We start from the raw sequence: 24,461 nt of genomic DNA, 5'->3' as shown, positions 1-24,461 counted from the left end.
AGCTCTGCGTGTGAAGGTTGATGGGTTCAGTTGCGCAGCGCATCGCTGACGACTTGCGCGATCGCCGCGTCGGCCTCGCCTGCGAAATCGTCGTGCACGGTGGTGCTTTGCGCGAGCGAATGCGCATCGCCGTCCAGCAGGTGGCCGCTGCGCTCGCGCGTATCCACGTCCACCTGCATCGACAACCCGACTCGCAGCGGATGCGCGGCAAGATCGGCCGGCGTAATCGAGATCACTACCGGTACGCGCTGCACGACCTTGATCCAGTTGCCCGCTGCGTTCTGCGCCGGCAGCATCGAGAAGGCACTGCCGGTTGCCGCAGAAAAGCCCTCGACGCGCCCCCGATAGATCACCTGCGAACCGTAGATATCCGATATCACGCGCACCGGCTGGCCGATCCGCATGTGGCGGATCTGCCCTTCCTTGAAGTTCGCTTCGATCCACAGGTGCTGCAACTGGATCAGCGACATCAGCGGCACGCCCGGACCGACCTGCTGGCCGACCTGCACGGAACGCTGGCCGATGGTGCCGTCGAGCGGCGCGACGATGGTCGCGCGCCGCAGGTTGCGCATGGCCAGACGGAACTGCGCGGCCGCCTCGATCACCGCCGGGTTGCTTTCGAGCGGCTGGCCGCTGCCCAGCGTACGCGACGCGTCGAGCTGCGCCCGTGCGCTCGCGTAGGCTGCCTGCGCGTCGGCGAGCGAGGTGCGCGCGCGGGCCAGTTCTTCAGGCGCGACCACCTCGACCGACGCGTCGTCGCGTGCCGCCAGCGCGCGTTGTGCTTCGGCGAGTGCCGCCTGGCGCGCCTTTACCGCGGCCGCGTCGGCATTCGCCGAGATCCGCGCGTTCGCTACCTGGCGTACCGCCTGCACGAGACGTGCTTTCGCCTGCGCGAAAGCAACGGCCGCTTCGGTGTCGTCGAGCTTGACGAGCGCTTGGCCTGCGCGCACGCGCTGGGTATCCGATACCAGTACATCGGTTACGGTGCCCTGGGTTTGCGCGGCGATCTGCACGATGTTGCCGGCTACGTAGGCGTCGTCGGTGTCTTCGTTGAAGCGGCCGCCGAGATACCAGTGGGCAAGCGCCGCCAGCGCCGCGCACGCGACAAGGCCAAAGAACACCGCGAAGCGCAGCCGGCGTGTCGCGCGTCGCGCGGCTTGTCCAGCGTGGGCAGTCTGCGCAGCGGCAGCCTCGCGCTGGGCGACGATCGGATCATGCTGAAGATGGTTGTCGGAGTGCATTCAGTCAACGCGTGTCGGGTTCATCGATTCGGTGCGGGATGGCGCGGCTGCGTCGGGGGCGACGGTGCGGCTCGACCATGCAGGCGCGGTGGGCTCGCCGAGCGGGCTGACTTGCGGGTCGGCTTGTGCGGCAGCTTGTGGGCTGGCTTGCGAGTCGCCCTGTGGGGCAGCCAGTAGGTCGGCTTGCGAGTCGCCGTGCGGGTCGTTCTGAGGGCCGCCTTGCGGGCCGGTTCGCAACACGGTTTGCTGGCCGGTTTGCAGCGCGGCTTGCGAATCAGCTTGCGCGTTGGTTTGCAACACGGCTTGCAGGTTAGCTTTCGGCCCGTCCTGCCGCTCCGCGCCACCATCAAAGCCACCACCCAGCGCACCAATCAGCCCGACGCGCAGTGCGCGCCGCCGTTCCCGCAAATCCGCGAGGCGAATCCGTTCGTCGAACAGCGCAGCATGTACACGGTTTGCGTCGCGCCCGGTCATCAGGCCGCGCCGCTGCCGCTCGCCGGCAATCGCGCTCTTGCTGGTCTGCGCATCGAGCGCTTCGGTCTGGCGCGCGATCAGCACATCGACAGACTGCAGTGAGGCCAGCTGTTGCGCGACCTGCCCAAGTGCAGCATCGACGGTCTGGTTGTACAGCGCGATCGCCACATCGGTGCGGGCCGCGTTCTCGCCGAGCTTCGCCGTCAGCCGTGTGCGATCGAAAATCGGCAGCGACACCGCAGGGCCGATCGAGCCGGTCAACGCATCGTGCGACCACAGTCCGGCCGGTGTCAGCGCGGCCAGCCCGCCGAGCGCCATCAGGTTCACGTCCGGATAGAACTGCGCGCGCGCCGCATCGAGATTCGCGGAGGCCGCCTCGACCCGCATCCGCGCTGCGACGATATCGGGCCGGCGCCCCATCAGGCCAAGCGACAGCCGCGCGGGCAACGGCGCATCGGCCAGCGGCGCCAGATGCGGGCGCACCAGCGCGAGCCCCGCTTGCGGCCCGCGGCCCGACAGCACGCCGAGCTGCAGCTGCGCGAGCTGCACACGCTCGTCGTTGATCTGGATCTGCTCGCGCAGTTGCGCGCGCTTGAGCGCCGCGTCGTTTGCGTCATAGCCGTTATCGATGCCGCGCGCGGCGCGCTCGCGCTCGACTGTGTCGCTGCGGTCGTTCACCGCGAGCTTCTGGTTCAGCAGATCGCGCACCGTGTACGCCTGATCGAGGTCGCAATACAGCGTGACCAGTGCGACCGTCAGCGTGAGCCGCGCCTGCTGCGCGTCGACCTGCGCGGCATCGCGCCGCGACATCAGGCCGAGCGTCAGCGCCGCATTGTGGCCCCACAGATCGAGCTGATAGTTGAGCCCGACGAACAAGGCCGATGGCGACACCGTCGGCTGGGCGAACAGTTGCACCGGTACCGGGCTGCCGCCGACCGACACCTCGGCCAGTTGGTCCGACTGCGGCAGACGGGCTTTCTGCACGCTCGCACCGGCCGTCCCGGTCAGGCCCGTCAGCGACGCGAACTGCTGCAATTCCGCTTGCGCGATATCGATGCGAGCGCGGGCGGCCTGCAGATCAGGGTTGTCATGCAAGGCATCGGCAACCAGCGCGTCGAGTTGCGCGTCGCCGAAGCCAGCCACCCAGTCGGGCGCGGGCCACGTGCCGTTCGGCGCGCCCGGTGTCAGCTGCGCAAGCGCGTCGGCACCCGGCGCGCGCGCGGTGAGCTTCGGCGTGAAACCGGTCGGCACGCAACCGCCAAGCGCGACAGCCAGGGCCCCGGCGAGCACGGCAAGTGGAGCGGCCCGCGTGAGTTTGCGCGCGGCCGCCGCGAATGAATGCGCGCGCATCATGTGAGGTGTGCCCGTCGGGCGGCCAGTCGCGGCCGTGCGGTTTCGAGTGGACCGAGGCGGCACAGCAGGCCGTCGACAACCCCGCTCGCGATGTCGACCAGCCGCGCGAACTTGTCCTGCTCATGCAGCAGAATGTGCGCGATCTGCGATGTGATGTGCCGGTTGGTTGCGAGCGCAACGGGAAAGCGCAGCCCGTAGGTCAGGCTCAGATGAATTGCGTTGCGGGCGCTGTAGTAGCGCTGCGGCCAGGCTCCATCGGGTAAGCCGGCGCGGCCTCGCATACTGGTGCGCTGCACCGCGCGCGCGTCTTCGGCACCGCGTGACAGCTCCAGCGCCGGCACCAGATACAGTGGCACGCTACGCGCAAACGCGCGCAGCGAATATTCGGTATCGATATGGTCCGCAAACAGCCGCTCGTCGAAGCCGCCCAGCCGCGTAAAGGCAGCCCGCGACACAACGCATCCCCACGAGCTCAGAAACGCGCAGCGCTGCAACGGCGTATCGCTGCGCACTTTCAGGCGGCGCACGGCAATGCCGTCGGTAGTGACCTCGACCTTGTACGAGTGCGTCACTTCATCGAACACGCGCGGCCCCGCAAGAAACGCGCGCGTCCCCATCCGCTCGTATAGCGCACGCATCTGCGGAAAGTATTGCTCCGGCACCTTGCACTGCTGATCGAACAGCGCAACCGCATCGCAGCCGCGCGCGAACAGCGCGACCAGCCCAAAATTGAATGCTGCCGCGCAACCGTAGCGGTTGCCCTTGTGCAGCAGCACCACGTGTGCGCGCGGCTGATGTTGCGGCCCTTGCTCACCTTGCGCACCTTGCCCGTCTTGCGCAGCTTGCACGAACCGCGCGAGACGCGGGTCCGGATGGGTTGCGTTATCCACGATCGCCAGCACGTCGCAAGCGTCGGCCAGCGCGGCGACCCGCGCAAGCTCGGCATCGGAGGGCTCAAACAGTACGATCAGTGCGCCAAGTGTCGTCATCGCGATTCGCTCAATGGCCAAAGGAAGCTGCCACGCCCCGTTTCGGGCGTGCCAGCCAGATCAACGCGGCAAGTCCCGCACACGTCACGGCGGCCAGCGCGTAGACGTCGTTGGTGGCCATCATGTAGGCCTGCTGCTGGACTACGTCATGCAATTGGCCGAGTTGCTGGCCGCCTTGCGCACCGCTGCGCTGCAACGCCTGCAGATAGCGTTCGGTGTTCGCCGACGCATGCTCGACCGACGCCGACAACACACCGTAGTGGTACAGCGCGCGGCTGTCCCACAGCGTCACGCTAAGCGCGCTGCCAAATGCGGCGGCCAGCGTGCGCAGAAAATTCGACAGGCTCGACGCGGCCGCCAGCTTGTCGTCGGGCACACGCGACAGCGTCGCGGCCGTCAGCGGAATAAAGAAGCACGGCAGCCCGATACCGCGGATCAACCCAGGCGTGGCGATCTGCGCGAAGCTCATGGTCAGCGTGAAATGCGCGTTCCACCACATCACGCCGGCAAACACCAGAAAGCCGCCGCTCACCAGCACGCGCGTATCGACGCGATGCCCATAGAGCCCGACCAGCACCGCGAACACCAGCGCCAGCACGCCGATCGGCGCGGTCGCGAGCCCCGCATGGAACGCGTCGTAGCCCATCACCGCCTGCAGCCACAACGGGAACACCACGCCGACCAGCGAAAACACCACCATGCCGAGCGAGATGATCACCACGCACGACGAAAAAGTGCGGTCTTTGAACAGCGATAGCTCGATTACCGGCGCCTCCTCGCCGGCTTCCCAGATCAGCAGCGCGATCAGCGTCAGCGTCGCGACGGTCGCGAGCGTGACGATCAGCGGCGAGCCGAACCAGCCGCGGTCGTGGCCGAGATCGAGCATCGCCTGCAGCGAGCCGACGCCGATCACCAGCAGCAGGATGCCGGGCACGTCGATGCGCGCGCCGCTGCGTTCGCCGCGCTCGCGCGGCAGCAACGTCGCGCAGACGGCGAACGAGAACAGCCCGATCGGCAGGTTGATCAGAAAGATCCATGGCCACGACAACGCGTCGATCAGCCAGCCGCCGACCATCGGGCCGAAGATCGGCGCGAGCAGCACGGTCATCCCCCACAACGCCAGCGCAGCGGTGCGGCGCTCGGGCGGAAACGAGCGCAGCAGGATGGTTTGCGAAAGCGGCACCATCGGGCCCGAGCAAAGACCCTGCAGCGCACGGCATGCAACCAGCACGTAGAAGTTGGAGGCAAGGCCGCACAGCAGCGAGGTCAGCGTAAACAGCACCACGGCAGTGATGAACAGACGCGCCGCGCCGAAGCGCCGCGCGAGCCAGCCGGTCAGCGGCACCGCAATCGCCGCGGCAAGCGAGTACGAGCTGATCACCCAGGTGCCCTGATTGTTCGAGACGCCGAGGCTGCCCGAAATGGACGGCACCGCGATGTTGGCGACCGTCGAATCGAGCACTTCGATAAAGGTGGCCAGCGATAGCGCGAAAGTCAGCAACGCGAGGCGTGCGCCGCGCGGCAGCGCGGGTGATCGGGGCGCGTCGGGCGACTCGGATGAACCAGGCGCGGCCCACTGCTGCGAACCCGCCGCGCTCACGCGCTGGCCTCGGCAGCACGGGCAGGAGAGGCGTTGGACCGCACGCCAGCCCGCTGCGCCGGCACGAAGCCTTCGATAAAACGCGCCGCGCTCGCACAACCATCCGGCGCTGCCAGCAAAAGCGCCTTACGCTGCGCGCAACTCGCGGCGATGGCAGGATCGCCGAGTGCCCGAGCCAGCGCGCGCACCAGTTTGTCGCGGCTCACCGCGCCGTCGACGCGCACGCCGCAGCCGCTTGTCACCACCCGTTGCGCGTTGTCGAACTGGTCGTGCGCAAACGGCGTCAGCACTTGCGGCACGCCGGCCGCATAGGCGAGCGCCGCCGTGCCGATACCGCCGTGATGCACCAGCGCGCGGCAGCGCGGCAGCAAGCCCGCGAGCGGCACGTAGCGGCGCCGCAGCAGCCGGTTATCGTGAATACCTTGCGCACCGGGGCCAAGCAGAATACCGCGCAGGCCGGTGGCGGCGAGCGTGTCGTTCACCACCTTGAAGTATCGATCGGGGTCCACCAGCGTCGAGCCCGGTGTGAACACCACCGGCGGTTCGCCTGCCGTGATGAACGCATCGAGCTCCGCATCGCGCGGCGCATCGGCGACGTCGTTGAAGAGCGGAAAGCCGCTTAGCATGCGTGGCGCCGGCCAGTCCGGCTGTTCGGCAGCAAACCAGCCGGGAAACAGGCATAGCACGCCATCGGTCGAATGCAGCCAGCGGCCGACGATGCGCTTTGCGCGCGGCAACCCGAGCCCGGCCCGTACGGCATTGAGCTGCGGCCCGATCAGCTTGTCGAGCACGCGGCGCTCGATCAGCGTCAGCAACGCGGACTTCAGCGCGAGCGGCAGCCAGCGCGGCACGGTCAGCCGCGGATGGCTCGGCGGCGCATGAGCGGACAGCAGCGTCGACGGCGAAATCTGCACCGACACAAACGGCGTGCGATGCAGTTCCTGCATCAGCCGCGCGGAAAAAGCCCACAGCGTACCCACCAGCACCGTGTCTTCATCGGTGCGTGCATACAGCGTATCGAAATGCGGGCGCAGCACCGGCGCCACGACTTGCCACAGCGTGCGCAACGACGTACGCGGTCGCCATAGCGCCGGATTCGCCAACGCATCGGCGTATTCCTGCGCGGTACCCACCGGCACGAACGCGAAGCCCTGGCGCCGTGCCGCGTCGGCGAACTGCGGATGGCTGCAAAACGTCACACGGTGCCCGCGCGCAGCGAGCGCAGCGCCGATGCCGAGCATGGGGTGGACATCGCCGGCCGAGCCGATTGCGGTAATGATCATGTGCGACATGGCGTCCTCGTGCTTCCTGTTCTTGTCTCTTGCCGGTTGCGGTGCTTCGCCCGGGTTCCGATGCTGTGTGCGGCAGCGCGCGTCACGACAACGCAGACAACGCGCCGCCCAGCAGCGGCGACAGGCTCTCGCCGTCCTGCACCGCTTCCGGCGAACGCGCCGCCGCGCAGAAGAAACCGAGAATCGCGTTGCGCACGTGTTCCTGCTGCTGGCGTCCTTCGAGATCGAGGAAATGACCGGCTTGCGGAATCGTCATGAATTCGGCGCCCGGCACGTAGTCGCCGAGCTTGCGTACGTCGGCGGCGGTCGTGTACACGTCGAGCTCGCCGTTGATGAAGCGGAGCGAACAACCGATGCCGCGGAATTCGTTCAGGTACTGCTCCGAGCGGATCGCGAGAATCTGGTCGACGTGGAACGCAACCTGGTCCTGCTCGGCGCGCGGCAAACGCGTCAGGTACCGGTAGTTGTAGAGCTTCATGATGCGCGGCAGGAAGCAGCCGACCGTGTCGTTCAGCAACTGCGCGGCTTTCAGGTTCTCGCCGGCGGCGATATGGTCGCGTGCACGGGTCACATAGTCGGTCATCGCATCGTTCAGGAACGGCGAGAACGATGCGATCACCGCACGCTGCACGCTGGTTCTCGCACGCGACAGCGCCAGCATCGAAGCGACGCCGCCCCACGACACCGACACCAGAAACCGCGGCGCGAACACGCGCAGCAGATGCAGCAGGATCTCGACTTCGTCGTCTTTCGACAGGATGAAATCGACCGGATTGTGTGGCCGCGACTGGCCCGCGTACGGCAGGTCGAAGCACAGTGTGTTGTAGCGCTCGCTGAGGTAGCGGATGGTCTGGCCGAACGACGCGGTGGTCGCCAACGCGCCGTTCACGAGAATGACCGTCTCGAACCGGGGATCGAATATGTGGCGCTCGGTGTAGACCTTCAGTCCGTTTGGCAGCGCGACTATCTGCTTATCGACAGACACGGTGTTTCTCCTGCATCGGCAAGGGGGTAAGCAAAACTCGATTCGGCGCTCGCGTGAACGAGCGTCACCAAAGCCGCTACCACGGACTGACCCCCACCTGCGTTGCCGCAGATGCGCCCCGTAACGGCCATCCATCGCCGGAGACCGCCTCGATGGCGGCCGTTCGGATTCCGCTCTGCGGCGAAATGCCCAACTTTTTCCGGTGCCTTGAATACGCACGATGTCTCCAGCGATCGTCGCGCCACCTTTTTGCAAGTGCGCGCTTTAATCCTCGTGCGCTCGCAGTCTAGTCTTATTCAAGAACATTTTTCAATACATTTTTATAGGTTTACCTAATCATCCGCTATTGAATGGATTTTTTAACCAGTGGGCATTTTATGATTTCTTTCAGGAATATTTCTTTGCAGAAGATTGCGATATCCGTTGCGATTGTTGGCAAGCATCAGGACAATGCGTATCCAGGCAATGTTACGCCGCACCCAACGCCAGCCGGCAATACAAGGCCACTACAACGGAGCATGAAGGCTTATCCCGACAAACCATTTGAAGTTGGTCGAGAACATTCTTTTTGAATATTCCTGGCGCATAGCAATATGTCCGATATTACGCGCCAGATCAGCGATCATTAATTCACAAATATTCACATTCTCATTTTAATTTTTGTGAATCGATTATTTATTAGCTATGCCATTTTTACCGAATTGACTAACGCGCGACAATGTCGCGCTTCGGCCTTTTTGCGATCATGGCTTCGTCTTCATGCAGTGCGTCAGCCACCCATTCCTTCAGGAACTCTATCCACGTCTTGATCTTCGCATCCAGATACTGCCGCGATGCGTAGACCGCGTAGATGTTCAGACATTGCTGCAGATGGTGCTCGGGCAGCAGCCGCACCAGCGTGCCGTTACGAAACGCCGCGCGCACCGTCAGCGTCGGCAGCGCACCGATCCCCATCCCTTCGTGAAGCGCAATCGCCAGCGCATCCGGAACATTCACCTTGAAGCGCGTATGCGGTAGCTCTACCTCGCTCTCGCCGTCGGGTCCGACCAGCGTCCAGCGTTCGGCTGGAAAGATCGGCATCGCCACCTGCAGACACATGTGGTGCGCAAGATCGCCGACCGTCTCGGGAGTGCCATGCACCTCGAGGTACGCCGGCGCTGCGCACAGCACGCTGTGTACCGTGCCGAGCCGATGCGAGATGTAGTTCGAGTCGGGCAGCGTATCGGGCGTCGCGCGCAGCGCGACGTCGTAACCTTCCTCGAGCAGATCGGGCACGCCCTGCGACAGCGTCAGATCCACCGTCACCGCCGGGTAGCGCTCCTGGTAGGCCGCCACCGCGGGCACCACATAGTTCTGGCCGATGCTCGACATCGCATGCAGCCTGAGCGTGCCGACCGGCTTCGCGTGTGCATCCGAGGCCTCTGCTTCGGCTTCCGAAACAGACGAAAGAATCGCGTGACAGCGGTTCAGATAGCGCTCGCCGGCCTCGGTCAACGCGATGCGGCGAGTCGTGCGATTCAGCAGCCGGGTGCGCAAATGCGCCTCGAGCTCGGAGATCGAGCGCGACACATAGCCAGTGGTGGCATCGAGCTGATTGGCCGCAGCGGTGAAACTGCCGGACTCGGCTACCTCGACGAAGATCTTCATGTTGCGCAACGTATCCATACGCGTGACCTTTTTTCATCGTTTCTCGGAGCGGGGCGGTACAGCGCATCAGATGAACTTTCGATGCGCCACGCAATGTGCAGACGAAAGCCTGTGAGCCGCGCCGCCGCGTTGTTTCGCACGATACCGGCAGCGCCACCAGCGGCAGTTGGCGGTGTGCGGCAAAAGCGTTGTTACGCGATGTTAATCATGCTCCCTGCACTGCCGCGGCCTCGTCGGAGCGCGACATTTGTTCTCGCCGATCAATACTGTTTGTCCACCGCGGGTGTACGCAAACTGCCGTGAGCGGCCTAGATTTAGCACCAATCGGTGGCGCTGCCCCGATCGCTATCAACCACTCAATCGTCGAGAATTCGAGGTCATCATGAGCAATACGCAGAAAGTCGCAATCGTCACGGGCGCATCGCAAGGTATCGGTGCAGAACTCGTCAAGGCATTCCGTCAGCACGGCTATCGCGTCGTCGCGACCGCACGTTCGGTCAAGCCGTCCGACGATCCGGATCTGGTCACGGTGGCCGGCGACATCGGCGATCGTGAAGTCGCCAAGCGCGTGGTGGCGGCGGCAATCGAACGCTTCGGCCGGGTCGACACGCTCGTCAACAATGCGGGCATCTTTATCGCGAAGCCGTTCACGCAATACACCGCGGAAGACTACGCCGCCGTGCTCAACGTGAACGTCAACGGCTTTTTCCACGTGACGCAGCTTGCGATCGAGCAGATGGAAAAGAACCGCACCGGCCACGTCGTGCAAATCTCGACCACGCTGGTCGATCATGCTGTTTCCGGCGTGCCGTCGGTGCTCGCGTCGCTGACCAAGGGTGGTCTGAACGCGGCGACCCGCTCGCTCGCGATCGAATACGCGAAAACCGGCATTCGCGCGAATGCGGTCGCGCCCGGTATCATCAAATCGCCGATGCACGCGCCGGAAACCCATGCAGCGCTGGACGCATTGCATCCGGTCGGCCACATGGGCGAAATGAGCGACATCGTCAATGCGGTGCTGTATCTCGACTCGGCGCCGTTCGTGACGGGCGAAATCCTGCACGTCGACGGCGGCCAGAGCGCAGGCCACTAAGTCAGGTTCGCAGGCAACACGGGGCGCCCATCGCGATGCCCCGCGTGGCCCGCCATCACGGAGAACGCCATGCCTATTGTGACCATTCAGGTAACCCGCGAAGGAAACCAGCCCGGCACCAGCGCAGTGACGCCGGAAGAAAAGGCCCGCCTGATCAAGGGTGCAAGCGAATTGCTGCGCGACGTGCTGAACAAGCCGCTGGAAGCGACCTTCGTCGTGATTCAGGAAGTCGAAACGGAAAACTGGGGCTGGGGCGGTTTGCCGGTCAACGAGTATCGCAACAAGTTGAAAGCGGCGAAGCCGGGTTGAGCGCAAGCCATTCGTTATGCAGGATTGTCGCCCGCCATCAGTGCAGACCGGTGGCGGGCGTTGTCGTTGCGCGCCAGCGTATTCACATGCTGGCTGTGTGCGCGCAAGCACATCAATCGATGCAGACCGGCGTCGACGTGAGCGCATTGACTGCATTGAGCGTACTGACGGCATTGACCGCGTGCATCACATTGACCGCACGCGCAGGCTGGCCTGACCTGAAGAACTCTGTGCAGAAATTGACGAAGGTGCGCAAGCGCGCGGGCAGCAGTTCGCGGTGTGAATAGAACAGGCAGATCTCGACACCGCTATCGGCCGTCGAGCACTCGGGCAGCACGCGCACCAGTTGTCCGTTGGCCAGATCTTCGCTGACCATCGCATCGGGTAGCGCCGCGATGCCGGTGCCCGTCAGCGCAGCGGCGCGCAATAGCACTTCGTTACCGTCCATCGACGACATCGGCAGCACGCTGACGCGGCGCCCGCCCTCACGCAATTCGATGAAGCTCGTACCCTGCTGACGCGCTTTCGGATCAAGCAGCAGAAAGTGGCGCGCGAGATCCGCCGCCTGCTGCGGCATACCGTGCTTGTCGAGATAGGCGGGCGCCGCAACCAGCACGCGCGCACAGCGCGACAGCGTGCGCCGGATCACCGCCGATTGCTCGACCAGATGCGCAGGCAGAATCGCCATGTCGCACTGGCCGTCGTAGAAATTGAGCGCGCCGTCCTGCACCGACACCATCAGGTTAACGTTCGGCGCGACCGCGTGATAACTGGCCAGAAAGCGTGCAAAGGTCGCGCCGACCAGCATCGGATGCACGACGAGGCGCAGCTTGCCGCTGTCCACTTCACGCTCCAGCGAGATGCGGCGGTTCGCTTCGTCGAGCTCTTCGAGCAGCCGGCAACAGCTCTGGTAATAGCCTTGCGCGGCTTCGGTCAGCGTGACCGAGCGCGTCGTGCGATGCAGTACGCGCGTCTGGATATTGCCTTCGAGCTTCGCGATGGCCTTCGAAATCGAGCCGGTCGTCACGCCAAGCGACTCGGCCGCCTTGCTGAAACTGCGATGTCGCGCGGCCGCTACGAAAGCTCTCAACATGTAGAGCTGGTCCATCATGTACCTCGCCTGGCAACAGAAAACCTGGAGAACAAGGTTGGGTCAACTTGCCCGCACGGTCTGCTGCTTCACGATGCGCGAGAGGGCGTTGACTGAACGCGTAGTAGTAGCTTACGCAATCTGTCGCGACGTACAGGCGCTTTATGCAGATATGGGTATCTGCGTAATAGATAGGGGGGCGTAAGGTGGGATCGGAAGCGTTCGGCAGGACGAGGCACGCGGCAGCTTGTGTGACTTTTGCGAGCGCGCTTCAGGCCACGCCTGGCTGGCGCGCTTTCGCCCAACGGTCGAGCACCGCGCAACCGAGCAGCAGCGCGCCGGTTACGAAGAACACCCAGCGCATGCCGAAGTGCACGCCGATCGCACCGCCGATCAGCGGCCCGACCACCTGCCCCGCGTATTGCGCCGATTGCAGATAGCCGAGCATCTTGCCGGATTGCCCTTCGTGCACCGCGTGCCGCACCAGTTTCGCAATCGACGGCAGCAGGCCCGCCAGCGTCATGCCCATCAGCCCGCGCAGCACGGCCAGTTGCCACCACTGCGTGACGAATGCTTGCGGAATCATTACAACGGCCGTCGCGATCAGGCAACCGATGATCACGTTCCATCCGCCGATACGGTCTGCGAGCGCACCGAGGCGCGCGGCCATCAGCATGCTGCCGAACGCCGAGCACGCCATCACGACGCCCGCGATCGTCGCGAGCCGGTCGTGCGCCACATGCAGCTGCGCGATATACACGGTGATGATCGGCTCGATCGACATGTTCGACAGCAACACCATCATCGCGGTCACCAGCAACGCGGCAAGCGGTGCGAACGCGCGCACGCGCGGAGCCGACATGTCTCGCTTCGGCTGAGGCGCGCGCTTGACCGGCTTCGTGAAATCCTCGCGCACCAGCGTAATGGTCAACAACGCGGCAATCGCGATCATCGCGCCGCCCGCGAAAAACGCGCCACGAATGCCGATCAGGTTCGGCAGCAGCCCACCTATCAGCGGCCCGACCAGGTTGCCGGCCAGCACGCCGGTGGACAGCACGCCGAGCGCCCAGCCCGAGCGCTCGGGCGGCGCCTGCGTGCCGATCATCACAATCGATGCGGACGCATAGCCGCCAATCAGACCCGCAGCAAAGCGCAGTGCAACCAGTTCATACACGTTGTGCGCAAGGCCGATGGTCGACATCACCACCGCCATGCCGATCGCCGCGCGAATCAGCATCGGCTTGCGTCCATAGCGGTCGGCCAGCTGGCCCCACAGCGGCGCCGTCACCGCGGTGCCGAGAAAGGTCACGCCGAACGCGACGCCGGACCATTGCACGATTGCCGAGGTCGACGTGACGCCGAGCTGCTGCACATATAGCGGCAGAAACGGCAGCAGCATGCTGAGGCTGACCAGCGTCGTGAACGAGCCGAACACGCAGATGATCAGATTGCGGCGCCAGTATGGCGCGTTGCGCGCGGCATACGTGGGCGTGTCCTTCTCCGCTTCGCGGGAAGCGCCGGACGACGCGTTGGCATTGACGTTGGGTGTGACGGTGGCAGCAGGGTTTTTCATGGCAATTGAGCGAATGCTTAAAGCAACTCATTGCCGCCGAGTATAGGGCGCAACGCGTGCAAATTCGCACGCCGACTATTCGCTGTGAGGAAAAGCTCTGTTGATAGGCGTAGCGAAACCCGCGCGAGCTTTGCTGCAAGGCGCTGTCGCCACAGCAAGCGTCGCCGGTACGCGGTGTAACAACAGAAATTCTTCGCGATGCGTTTATCGGCCGCGCGAGCGATGCTTGCCCGGCGTGCGCCACACGGTTATTGAATGGCGCAACGTCCAGCTACATCGATGGCGCTTCAGGCTGCCATTGTCAGCGCACCGAATTCGGAACGCGCCACGTCGATAAAGGCCTGCATTGCACTCGACACATAGCTGTCGTGGCGGCGAATGAACAAGGTCTCGACATGCGCCACTTCCGGTGCGACCGTATGCAGCGTCACCTGCCCCTGCTCCGCTGCTTTCGCCACTACGCCACGCGGCAGCAAGGTCACGCCGATGCCCGCAGCCACACATGCGATGATCGCGTCGATCGAACCGAACTCGAGCGGCGTGGTGGCGAGCGCACCCATCTCGGCGAGCAACGCCTCGAGCCGCTGCCGATACGAACAGCCGAGCCGGAACACGATGATCTTCAGATCGGGCACATCCGTGAGCGTGTCGAGCGATGTGATGGAGCGCGGCGTAACCAGCACCAGTTCTTCATGGAAGATCGTTTCGCCATGCAGATCCGGATGATCGACCGGCCCCGCGACGAACGCGCCATCGAGCCGACAGCCGGCCACGTCGGTGGTCAAACTGCAGCTGGTGCCGGTGGTCAACGATAGCCGCACGCTCGGATAGCGGCGCGCAAAAGTACTGAGAATCGGCGACAAACGCAGCGCGGCCGTGGTTTCCAGCGTGCCGAGCGTGAGCGCGCCCTTCGGCGGGCCCTCGTCCTGTGCCGCCAGGCGCGCGTCGGCGACCAGCTTCGCGATGCGCGCGGCGTACGGCAGCATGCGCTGCCCGGCCGGCGTCATGCTGACGCCACGCACATGACGCTGAAACAGCGCCACGCCGACCTCGCGCTCGAGCGAACGAATGCGCGCAGTGACGTTCGACTGCACGGTGTGCAACTCCAGCGCAGCACGGTTCATGCTGCCGTGGCGGGCAACCGCTTCGAACACCTTGAGGTCGGCAACGTCCATATTTTCGCACCTGTCTGATGGGTCGAGCCTGCCACACCCGAGAAGGCTCGCAGATAGCAGATACTGCGCAAAAACACGGGAATCCAGCAGGTATGACGCGGAACCTACGCACATAGCGACGAACACAATCGCCCGTGCGAGACTGGGCTCAATGCTACACCAAAGCGAATTTCGCCATCGCACGATGCCGCCCATTCTTTCTTAAATGAACGGTATTTGCCTTTTTCCATGACGTAACAGCATGCGCATCGTGCACGAACCTGCCGATGCGTTGAATGGTGGTGAGTGCACTCATCGTGCAACGACCTCGCGTGATGGAATGGTCTGTCGCGCTGGTATTGCACTCGCGAATCGTCGATCGACACGACCGTGCCCGCCCGATCACGACGCGAACGCTTGCAGCCCGCGGCTCGCTTCGGCCAGTTCCTGCTCGAGGCGCGCCATCAGCTCCGCCGCCGGCAACTCGCGTGCAAGCGCCGCCGCCTGCCCCGCCCATTGCGCGCCATAGCCGAATTCGCCCTGCGCCTTCGCCGCCGCATGCAGCGCCTTGCCGGCATCGTAGGTAATCGGATAAAGCGGGGTCGGCGGCGCGTCCGCTTGCCGGCCGAGCATCGTGAAACGGTTCACCATGCTGCGCGCCGGCCGCCCTGAAATCGCCGCGGTCAACGTCGTGTGATACGCCGGGTCGCCGAGAATCGCGCGCCGGTAGCCGTCGTCGATTGCGGTCTCCAGGCACGGCACGAACGCCGTGCCCAGTTGCGCTGCCTGCGCACCCAGCGCCAACGCCGCGGCAATGCCCGCGCCGTCCATGATGCCGCCCGACGCGATCACCGGCAGGTCGAACTTGCGCGCCAGCAGACGCGTCAGCGCGAACGTGCCGATGCCTTCGTCGAAGGCCGCGGTATCGAACATGCCGCGATGCCCGCCCGCTTCGATACCTTGCGCGACGATTGCATCGACCCCAGCATCGGCCACGGTTTGCGCTTCCTGCAAACTGGTTGCAGATGCAAGCAACCGGATACCGGCTGCGCGCAGCGCGCCGATGACCGATTGCGGCGGCAAGCCAAAGTGGAAACTGACGACCGCCGGCTTCTCTTCGAGAAATACGTCGAGCATCGCCTTGTCTTCGACAAAGCTCGTGTAAATCTCAGTGATCTTGTCGGGCGGCGTGGCATTGAACTTTGCGAACTGTGGCCGCAGCCAGTCGAGCCACGTTTGCTCGACCGCTGCATCGGCTTGCGCCGGCGCATGGCAAAACACATTGATGTTGAACGGCGCCCCGGTCAGCGCGCGCGTGTCGCGGATCGCCTTGCGCGCGGCTTCCGCCTTCATCGCGCCAACGCCGAGCGAACCCAGCCCGCCTGCATTCGACACGGCAGCGGCCAGCGCCGGCGTGCTGACGCCCGCCATCGGCGCCTGGATGATCGGTTTGCTGATACCCAGCAGCTTCAGCAGCGGCTGGTTTGCGGAACGACTAGTCATATCATGTCCTCTTCAAAGCAGTTGGAGACCCGGCCTGAGCTGGGGGTGCAACTTTTCCACAATGAAATCGACGAAGGTCCGTACCCGCGAAGACAGGTGCCGGCCATGCGGATACAGCAGGATAAACGGGCGCGAGCAGCCGCCGAATTGCGGCAGCAGTTCGACCAGCCTGCCGCTCGCAAGATCCTCCTCCACCGTGAAACGATAAGTCTGGAATACACCTGCGCCATTGCGCGCAAGTGTCACGCCGGCCAGTACGTCACCCGACGAACCATAGCCGCCGCGCGTCACCACGTCGATTTCTGCGCCGTCTCTTTTGAACAGCCACGGTATGTTGCGGCCGTTGCTCGGCAACTCGAACTGGATACACTCGCGTTCCTCGAGATCGTCGGGTGTGGCCGGCGCGCCGGCTCTGCGTAGATAAGCAGGCGACGCCACCACCACCAGTTCCGCGTGTTCGAGTGTGCGCGCAATCAGCCCCGAATCGCGCGGCGCGCGGCCACGAATCGCCAGATCGAAGCCTTCGTCCGCGAAGTCGATATTGCGGTTGCTCAGATGCGCTTCAACCTTTACCTCCGGAAAACGCTCGCGATACTCCGCCATCAGCGGCAGCATCCGGTGATGACCATACGGCGTCGGCATGCTGATGCGCAAGATGCCGGCGGGTGTCGCCTGCTGGCCGGTCACTTCGCGTTCCGCGTCCACCAGCTGGCCGAGCGCGGAACGGCACTGCTCAAAATACTTGCGACCCAGATCGGTCAGGCGAATCTGCCGCGTCGTGCGCACGAACAGGCGTACGCCGAGGCGTTTCTCGAGACGGGCCACCGAACGGCTCACCGCGGCCGGCGTGACGCTCGCTGCAGCCGCCGCCAGCGTGAAGCTGCCGAGTTCGGCGGCAAAGCAGAAGAGCTCGATGCTGCCGAGCAGTAAGTCGTCGAATTGTCGCTGCATGTAGTTGCTCTTGGTGTGGCTCTGTTGGAGGGATTTCGTGCGAGGCACGGCGAAACGCGGCGCCGCATGCCGCGCTTCGCACCGTGCTTCGTCTTGCAAGCCGATCGCCACCGCACAGCTCGTCACGCAGCCGCCGCGCTGAGCGCACGCGGCCCGGCAGTCCGCCCGGCGCGCAGTGCGCCTAGCAGCGCATCGAGCGCGGCGCTCTGGTTGGCGGTACGCGACACGAGGTACGTATCGGCCGACGCGATGGTCTGCGTGCGCACGTCCATCGGCACGCGCTGCAGGTTCAGGATCGAGCGCGGACAGAGTGCGAAGCACGAGCCGGCAGCGACACACGTAAGAATGCCGTGATACGAAGCCTGTTCGCTCACGTGCCACGCCTGCTGCATCGGCCCACCTTCCAGCCAGTGCTCGAGTACGCAGCGATAGGTGCAGCCAGCCGGGAACACGGCGAGCGTCGCGACCTCCAGGTCCGCTGGCGTAGTGACCGGCGGATGGTTCGGCGGCAACACCAGCACCAGCTCTTCGGTGCACACGGGCGTAGCCTGCAGGCCTTTCGCGGCCAACGCCGGAGCGGCGCAAGAATGAGCGCCCGCGTCAGTGATCGCAACGAACGCGCAATCGAGCTTGTGCCGCGCCACCTCGTCGACCAGCGAAGCCGATGTGCCGATGGTGATTTCAAGCGCGACGTCAGGCCACTTGCCGTGATAGCCCGACAGCAGCGCGGGCAGGCGCGTGGCCGCGGTGCTTTCCATGCTGCCGATTCTGAGCCGGCCTGCGAGGCTTGCAGCGCTTGCCGGGCTCAGTGCATCGCGCGCTTGTGCCGCGAGCGTCAGGATGCGCGACGCGTAGTCGAACAACTGCTCGCCGTTTTGCGTCAACGTCATGTGCTTGCCGACGCGACTGAACAGCTGCACGTGCAGCTCCGTTTCCAGCTGTCTGATGCGGCTCGTGACATTCGACTGCGCGCGCGCGAGCCGCACAGAGGCACGCATGACGCTCTGTTCCGTTGCGACCGCGCAGAAAACTTCGAGTGACGAGAAATCCATACCACCCCGAGTGCAGTGCTCCTGCAAGTATGTGTGTATGGCCGATCATCTTTTTACGGGCACGGCGGGTCAACACGGCGCCAGGCAAAACACTCTTGAGTAGCGGGAACAGGTTGACAGCACGATGACAGGGCGGCGCTGGCTTCCTGTTGGAAAACAGGGGTTTGGCGTGAATGCGGTACGCGCATTGAACAATGTGCGCCGGCAGTGCGTCGCGGGTATTTCTGCTTTTACATCGTGTAATGCGTGCTCAGCACGTGGCGCGATCATGTGCATCAAACGAAAAACGCCGCGTGTTGCCACGCGGCGTTTCGTTACTCAAGCCAAGCCCGCAAACAGTCGTTACTTCGCAGTCGGCATCGCAAACTCTGCACCCTTCTCGATGCTTTCCGGCCAACGCTGCATGATCGACTTCTGCTTCGTATAGAAACGCACGCCTTCTTCACCATATGCATGCGTATCGCCGAACAGGCTGCGCTTCCAGCCGCCGAAGCCGTGCCATGCCATCGGCACCGGAATCGGCACGTTGATACCGACCATCCCCACTTCGATGCGGCGGCCGAACTCGCGCGCCACGTGGCCGTCGCGCGTGTAGCACGCGACGCCGTTGCCGAACTCGTGCGCATTGATCAGGTCGACCGCTTCGCTGAAGTCCTTCACGCGCACGCAGGCGAGCACCGGGCCGAAGATCTCTTCCTTGTAGATGCGCATTTCCGGCGTGACGTTGTCGAACAGCGTGCCGCCCGTGAAGAAACCGTCTTCATGCCCTGCCACCTTGTGGCCACGGCCGTCCACCACCAGCTTCGCACCTTCCTCGACACCGGTCGCGATGTAGCCTTCGATGCGCTCGAGCGCCTGGCGCGTCACGATCGGGCCCATCTCCGCATCGGGTTCCATGCCGTTCTTGATCACTAGCTTGCGGGCACGCTCGGCCAGAAGCGGAATGATCTTGTCGGCCACGTCGCCCACCAGCACCGCCACCGAGATCGCCATGCAGCGCTCGCCGGCCGAACCGTAGGCTGCGCCGATCAACCCGTCGACTGCCTGCTCGAGGTCGGCGTCCGGCATCACGACCATGTGGTTCTTCGCGCCGCCGAGTGCCTGCACGCGCTTGCCGTTTTTCGCACCGGTTTCGTAGATGTAGTTCGCAATCGGCGTCGAGCCGACGAAGCTGACCGCCTTTACGTCCGGATGTTCGAGCAGCGCATCGACCACCACCTTGTCACCCTGCACGACGTTGAACACGCCATCGGGCAAGCCCGCTTCCTTCAACAGCTTGGCCATGAACAGCGCCGCCGACGGATCGCGCTCGCTCGGCTTCAGGACGAACGAGTTGCCTGCCGCGATCGCGACCGGGAACATCCAGCACGGCACCATGCACGGGAAGTTGAACGGCGTAATGCCCGCCACTACGCCGAGCGGCTGGCGCACGGTCCAGTTGTCCATGTTGGTGGACACCTGCTCGGTGTAGTCGCCCTTCAGCAGTTGCGGAATGCCGCACGAGAATTCGATCACGTCGATGCCGCGCGCCACTTCGCCCTGCGCATCCGAAAACACCTTGCCGTGTTCCGCGGTGATGATCGCGGCCAGCTCGTTGCTATGCTTGTTCATCAGTTCGAGGAAGCGCAGCATCACGCGCGCCCGGCGGATCGGCGGCGTATCGCGCCATTTCGGGAAGGCGGCTTTGCCGCTCGCTACGGCCGCCGCGACGTCCGCCACCTCGCCCAGCTGCAACTTGCGCGGTTGCGCGCCCGTGGCCGGGTTGTAGATCGGCTGCGTGCGCGTGCCGCTGCTGCGCACCGCTTCGCCGTGAATGAAATGCGTAACGTCTGCTGTATCGCTATAGGCTTGCATGTTGTCTCACCCTCTATGTTGACCACCGTGACGCAAGTGTATGAAGCATCGCCGCCGCTGCAAAGGCGTTAAGATTGAACTTATTGTTTTCATACGTGAACAATCGGGCGATGGATACGCAAAAGATCGAAGGCTTGTGGACTCACCTGCACTGGCTCACCGTGCTGGCCGAACAGGGGTCATATACGGCGGCGGCGGCGCGCCTGAACGTCAGCAAGGCCGCCATGAGCCAGCGCATCGCCGAACTCGAGCGTGCGGCCGGCGTCGCGCTGGTGCAGCGCACCACGCGCAGCGTGCGTTTCACCGAGGCCGGGCAGCGCCTCGTCGACAGCACGCGCGCGCAATACGAGCAGATCGCGGCGAGCTTTTCGACGGTACGCGAGCTGGCCGGCGTCGCGCGCGGCCTGATTCGTGCGACGGCGCCGGTTGCGCTGGTGCGCCAGCAACTGGTGCCGCGCATGCCGGGCTTTCTGCGCGCACATCCCGAAGTGAAAGTGCAGCTGGAAGTGTCGGACCGGCTCAGCTCGATTGCGTCCGAAGGCTTCGACCTCGCGATCCGGCATAGCGCGCAGGTGCCGGAAACGCATGTTGCGTGGAAGCTGTGCGATACGCATTCGGTGCTGGTCGCCACCCGTGCCTATCTGAAGCGGCGCGGCCGGCCCGCGACGCCTGCCGATCTGGCCACACATGATTGCCTGTCGTATCCGCGCGCCAGCGGTTCGGGACTGTGGACCTTCGAGCGCAACGGCGTGCGCAAGACGCAGGATGCGCCGGTCAGCGTGTCGGTGAGCGGCTCGTTCGCGGCCAACAACAGCGAAGCGCTGCGCGATGCGGCACTCGACGATCTCGGCATTGCTCTGGTGCCCGATTTCACCGCGCAGGGCGCGGTTCGCACCGGCAAGCTGGAACTGGTGCTGCCCGACTGGCGCCCGGCCGGCACGTTCGCCGAGCAGTTGTACGTGGTGCGTCCTTATACGCCGCACGTGCCGCGCGCGGTTGCGCTGTTCATCGATTATCTGCGCGAGACCTTCGCGGACGGTTTTCCGCTCGAACGGCTGTAAGCGTCGTAAGCACCGTAAGCGCCGCGAAATAAAAGGCCGGGCTCGAAAAGCACGGCCCAGCACTTGTGAATAGACACGAAAAGTATCTTTACCGCCCTGTCCTTTGATGCGTCGTGAATGTTGCCGATACTCCACGACATCGCCCCGGCGATCTCAACACAGGTAGAGGTGGCGTATGAACAAGCGCATCTTCGCGGCACTGCTGCCGGTCTTCGCTGTGTCGGCTGCCCACGCGCAGAGTTCGGTCACGTTGTATGGGCTGCTCGACGCCGGCCTGATGTACACCAACAATGTGGCCAGAGGCACCGAGCACGGCTCGCTGGTTCAGGGAACCAGCGGCGAAATCAACGGCTCGCGCTTCGGTCTGCGCGGTACCGAAGATCTCGGCGGCGGACTGAAAGCGCAGTTCGTGCTCGAAAACGGCTTCAACATACAAAACGGCAAGCTCGGCCAGGACAACCGGCTATTCGGGCGGCAAGCGTATGTGGGGCTCAGCACCGATCAGTACGGTAGCGTCACGCTAGGCCGGCAATACGATTTCCTGACCGATTTCGTCGCGCCGCTAACCGGCGTGGGGGTCCCGTTCGGCGACACCGGCTTCACGCACGTGTTCGACAACGACAACTACGAACACTCGGTGCGCTTTAACAACTCGATCAAATACTCGAGCGCCAACTATGCCGGCCTCAGATTCGGCGGCTTGTACGCATTCTCGAACAACCAGGATTTCGCATTGAATCGCGCATACAGCGCTGGCGTGGCCTATGGCAATGGTCCGCTGAATGTCGCGGTTGCGTATCTGCAGGTCAATGGCTCGAACTCGACCAGCAATACGTCGGGCGCGCTCGATCCAGCCGAATCGCAATCGAACGGTACCGGCGGCTTCCTGCTCGGCACGGACGTGCAGCGCACCGTGGGCGCGGCAGTCAACTATGCGATCGGCCCCGCGCTAGTCGGCTTCACGTACTCGCACAGCCAGTTCCAGGGTACCGCGTCGTTCGGCTCGAACAACGGCACCGCGCGTTTCGACAACTACGAACTGAATGGCAAATACACGCTGACGCATGCATTGACGCTAGGTGCGTCCTATACATACACCGATGCGCACGTGACCAAGACCTCGACCTTCGGCTCCGATCCGAAATGGAATCAGGTGAACCTGCAGGCCGTGTATTCGCTGTCCAAACGCACTGATCTGTACGCCGAAGGCATGTATCAGCATGCAATCGGGCACGGTTACGTGGCGTTCGTCAACGGTTCGGGCGGCGCTTCGTCGAGCGCTAACCAGGTGGTCGCGACGGTCGGCATGCGTGCACGGTTCTGATGAGCGCGTGCCGCGCGGCTAGCACGATTTCATCGCGCTTTCTCCGAGCGCATTGACCCGCCGGCTTGCTGGCGGGTCTTTTTTGATGTGCCGTTGACAATTGAGGCTGACAAGTGACGCTGACAAGTAAGGCCGACAAGCGCCGATGGCGAGCACGCGTTCAGAACTTGTGCCGGAAGCCCAGTACGACGATTTCCTGATTGCTGGTGCCCGCATACCCATACGAGCCGATCGACGCCTGCGCCGGCTGCGCGCCGCCCAGCCCGTCGCCGGTCTGGCCGCTCGCGTGCTGCCACGCCGCGGTGAGATAAACATCGGTGCGTTTCGACAGACTATAGTCCGCGCCCACCGACGCCTGATGATAAGTCGCCGACGTATCGCCGCCTGCCTTCATGTACGTGTAGCCGGCGCCGAGCAGCAGCGCGGTGGTCAGCTGATAGTTCGCGAAGCCTTGCCCAGTGTTGTAATGCTGGTTCGAGCCGAACGAAGACGCGCCGTCGCGGCGATATTGCGAGTTGCTGTAGCCGAGGCCGAAGGTAAACAGCCCCGCCGCGTACTGCGCCGCAACGCGCGCGATGCCGAGCGAATGCGCGGTCTGGTAGCCAAGATTGATCGGGCCGTTGAAGGTGCCGTCCGCAGTGCTGTTCCAGCCGGCTGCCGGATCGCGCAGCCCCGCGGAAGCCGGGCTGTTGTTCGCATGGAAGTAGCCTGCCGCGACACTCACGGGCCCGCGCGCATACGCCAGCGCCGCGGAATACGACTGGCCGGAGCCGGTACTGCCCGCAATGCCGCCGAGCGAATACATCGCTTCGAGCTGCAAGCCCTGCCACACCGGCGACGTGTATTTGACCGCATTGCTGACGCGAAAGCTGTTGTCGTAGTTATCGACGTCGCCGGGCGTCGCAAACGAGCTGCCGAAGTAGTTGTCCGCGGTGATCACCTGCACGAGGTCGATCAGCGGATCGTACTGGCGGCCGATCGTGACGGTGCCGAGCTTGTCCTCGGTCAGCCCGACAAAGGCCTGGCGCCCGAACAGCCGGCCGCCCTGATTCAGGCGCCCGTTGGCCGGATCGAAGCCGTTCTCCAACTGGAACAGCGCCTTGAGGCCGCCGCCGAGATCCTCGGTGCCCTTGATACCCCAGCGCGTGCCGGACAGATCGCCCGCGCTGGTATTGCCGACCGACCACAGGTGGTTGTCGCCGTTGCCGGAGGCATGATTCACATAGGTAATCGAAGTATCGATCGTGCCGTACAGCGTGACGCTGGACTGCGCGTGCGCGGCAGGGATCACGCCGGCAAGCGTGGCCGTCGATACCAACGCCAGGGAAGCTCGCTTCATTGTGGTCGCTCCATTTCGGAAAACAGACAATGAACCTTCGATAGCGCACCGCACTTTCGCACGGCTTTGGGAGTACTGCATGATAAAACCAACTGCACGAAGACTGCAGACAAGACCGGCCCGCCGCGGTGGAGCGGGCTTCGCGAGGCGACGCACCACGCGTCAGAAGCGCGCACGGCGTTCGGAAAATTGCCGAACAATGACCCAATAGACACCCGCCCCTGTCCCATCCCGGACGGTTACACACGTCCAGAAGCCGGTACGCTGGAGATCAGCGTGGCGCCACAAGAGGTCTTGTGGCCGTCGAAAGCAACCGCACGTCCATCGATCTGGACATTCTCATCGCCTTCGATAATCACGCAATCCTTGTGGCCGGATTGCGAACAGGTGCATTTGTCGCCGACACAAGCAACTGCCCGGCCCAACACCGTGGACTGATCCCTGCCGGTTATCACGCGACCACCATGACTGGTTGCGTCGCCCACTCGAATAACGCCTCTCACCAACATTCTCCCGAAAGGAAATCACCAGACCCGTGGCTCGCGCGGAGGTTGGGCATGGACATACACCTTCAAAT

Annotated in this window: 20 protein-coding genes; 4 read left to right on the top strand and 16 right to left on the bottom strand. The window is 64.0% G+C overall.

Annotated elements, in window-relative coordinates; translation table 11 throughout:
• Positions 1–26: 26 nt before the first annotated feature.
• From ACYVNQ_RS20505 to ACYVNQ_RS20475, 7 genes are all read right to left on the bottom strand, one after another.
• On the bottom strand, positions 27–1,241 hold the full coding sequence (locus ACYVNQ_RS20505; RefSeq protein WP_460904403.1) for an HlyD family secretion protein: 1,215 nt from the start codon (positions 1,239–1,241) through the stop codon (positions 27–29).
• The gene (locus ACYVNQ_RS20500; RefSeq protein ID WP_460904971.1) at positions 1,242–3,065 is read right to left on the bottom strand and encodes an efflux transporter outer membrane subunit; all 1,824 of its coding nucleotides are present in this window, start codon (positions 3,063–3,065) and stop codon (positions 1,242–1,244) included. It lies immediately after the preceding gene.
• Positions 3,065–4,057: a glycosyltransferase family protein gene (locus ACYVNQ_RS20495; protein WP_460904401.1), complete on the bottom strand. Its 993-nt coding sequence runs from the start codon at positions 4,055–4,057 to the stop codon at positions 3,065–3,067. The genes ACYVNQ_RS20500 and ACYVNQ_RS20495 overlap by 1 nt, the downstream gene beginning before the upstream one ends.
• Positions 4,058–4,067: 10 nt before the next feature.
• Positions 4,068–5,582, bottom strand: coding sequence for a DHA2 family efflux MFS transporter permease subunit (locus ACYVNQ_RS20490; protein WP_460904970.1), 1,515 nt, complete (start codon positions 5,580–5,582; stop codon positions 4,068–4,070).
• A 71-nt stretch (positions 5,583–5,653) separates the two neighbouring features.
• On the bottom strand, positions 5,654–6,949 hold the full coding sequence (locus tag ACYVNQ_RS20485) for a glycosyltransferase (RefSeq protein WP_460904400.1): 1,296 nt from the start codon (positions 6,947–6,949) through the stop codon (positions 5,654–5,656).
• A gap of 82 nt (positions 6,950–7,031) precedes the next feature.
• Positions 7,032–7,934 carry an alpha/beta fold hydrolase gene (locus ACYVNQ_RS20480; RefSeq protein WP_460904399.1) on the bottom strand — a complete coding sequence of 301 codons (903 nt, stop codon included), beginning with the start codon at positions 7,932–7,934 and terminating at the stop codon, positions 7,032–7,034.
• 705 nt (positions 7,935–8,639) lie between these two features.
• Complete coding sequence (locus tag ACYVNQ_RS20475) at positions 8,640–9,599, bottom strand: LysR family transcriptional regulator (protein WP_460904398.1); 960 nt, start codon at positions 9,597–9,599, stop codon at positions 8,640–8,642.
• A 364-nt stretch (positions 9,600–9,963) separates the two neighbouring features.
• Here ACYVNQ_RS20475 and ACYVNQ_RS20470 point away from each other — a divergent pair, with 364 nt between their 5' ends.
• Positions 9,964–10,674: an SDR family NAD(P)-dependent oxidoreductase gene (locus ACYVNQ_RS20470; protein WP_460904397.1), complete on the top strand. Its 711-nt coding sequence runs from the start codon at positions 9,964–9,966 to the stop codon at positions 10,672–10,674.
• Between the two features lie 69 nt (positions 10,675–10,743).
• Entirely contained in the window at positions 10,744–10,983 is a 240-nt protein-coding gene (locus ACYVNQ_RS20465) for a tautomerase family protein (RefSeq protein WP_460904396.1), read from the top strand.
• A gap of 112 nt (positions 10,984–11,095) precedes the next feature.
• On the opposite strand, the gene ACYVNQ_RS20460 is transcribed toward ACYVNQ_RS20465, so the two are convergent.
• The 7 genes from ACYVNQ_RS20460 to ACYVNQ_RS20430 form a co-directional block, all read right to left on the bottom strand.
• A complete protein-coding gene (locus ACYVNQ_RS20460; RefSeq protein ID WP_460904395.1) occupies positions 11,096–12,094 on the bottom strand; it encodes a LysR family transcriptional regulator in 999 nt (332 codons plus the stop codon).
• Positions 12,095–12,344: 250 nt separating this feature from the next.
• Positions 12,345–13,646, bottom strand: coding sequence for an MFS transporter (locus tag ACYVNQ_RS20455; protein ID WP_460904394.1), 1,302 nt, complete (start codon positions 13,644–13,646; stop codon positions 12,345–12,347).
• Positions 13,647–13,933: 287 nt separating this feature from the next.
• Entirely contained in the window at positions 13,934–14,821 is an 888-nt protein-coding gene (locus ACYVNQ_RS20450) for a LysR substrate-binding domain-containing protein (RefSeq protein ID WP_460904393.1), read from the bottom strand.
• Positions 14,822–15,202: 381 nt separating this feature from the next.
• Positions 15,203–16,303: an NAD(P)H-dependent flavin oxidoreductase gene (locus ACYVNQ_RS20445; RefSeq protein ID WP_460904392.1), complete on the bottom strand. Its 1,101-nt coding sequence runs from the start codon at positions 16,301–16,303 to the stop codon at positions 15,203–15,205.
• Positions 16,304–16,315: 12 nt separating this feature from the next.
• Entirely contained in the window at positions 16,316–17,254 is a 939-nt protein-coding gene (locus tag ACYVNQ_RS20440) for a LysR family transcriptional regulator (RefSeq protein WP_460904391.1), read from the bottom strand.
• A 122-nt stretch (positions 17,255–17,376) separates the two neighbouring features.
• Positions 17,377–18,306, bottom strand: a complete 930-nt coding sequence (locus ACYVNQ_RS20435) for a LysR substrate-binding domain-containing protein (RefSeq protein ID WP_460904389.1) — start codon at positions 18,304–18,306, stop codon at positions 17,377–17,379.
• A gap of 342 nt (positions 18,307–18,648) precedes the next feature.
• The gene (locus ACYVNQ_RS20430) at positions 18,649–20,160 is read right to left on the bottom strand and encodes a CoA-acylating methylmalonate-semialdehyde dehydrogenase (RefSeq protein WP_460904388.1); all 1,512 of its coding nucleotides are present in this window, start codon (positions 20,158–20,160) and stop codon (positions 18,649–18,651) included.
• Positions 20,161–20,270: 110 nt separating this feature from the next.
• Between ACYVNQ_RS20430 and ACYVNQ_RS20425 the strand changes: the two genes are divergently transcribed.
• Entirely contained in the window at positions 20,271–21,221 is a 951-nt protein-coding gene (locus tag ACYVNQ_RS20425) for a LysR family transcriptional regulator (protein ID WP_460904387.1), read from the top strand.
• Positions 21,222–21,396: 175 nt separating this feature from the next.
• Entirely contained in the window at positions 21,397–22,545 is a 1,149-nt protein-coding gene (locus ACYVNQ_RS20420; protein ID WP_460904386.1) for a porin, read from the top strand.
• Between the two features lie 160 nt (positions 22,546–22,705).
• Here the strand turns inward: ACYVNQ_RS20420 and ACYVNQ_RS20415 are convergent, their stop codons facing one another.
• Positions 22,706–23,884: a porin gene (locus ACYVNQ_RS20415; protein ID WP_460904385.1), complete on the bottom strand. Its 1,179-nt coding sequence runs from the start codon at positions 23,882–23,884 to the stop codon at positions 22,706–22,708.
• 239 nt (positions 23,885–24,123) lie between these two features.
• Positions 24,124–24,387, bottom strand: a complete 264-nt coding sequence (locus tag ACYVNQ_RS20410) for a PAAR domain-containing protein (RefSeq protein ID WP_460904384.1) — start codon at positions 24,385–24,387, stop codon at positions 24,124–24,126.
• Positions 24,388–24,461: the final 74 nt, after the last annotated feature.

This window comes from Paraburkholderia jirisanensis (assembly GCF_054782355.1).
The sequence above is the reverse complement of the archived record's forward strand: the minus strand, read 5'-3'. Positions and strand labels throughout refer to the sequence as shown.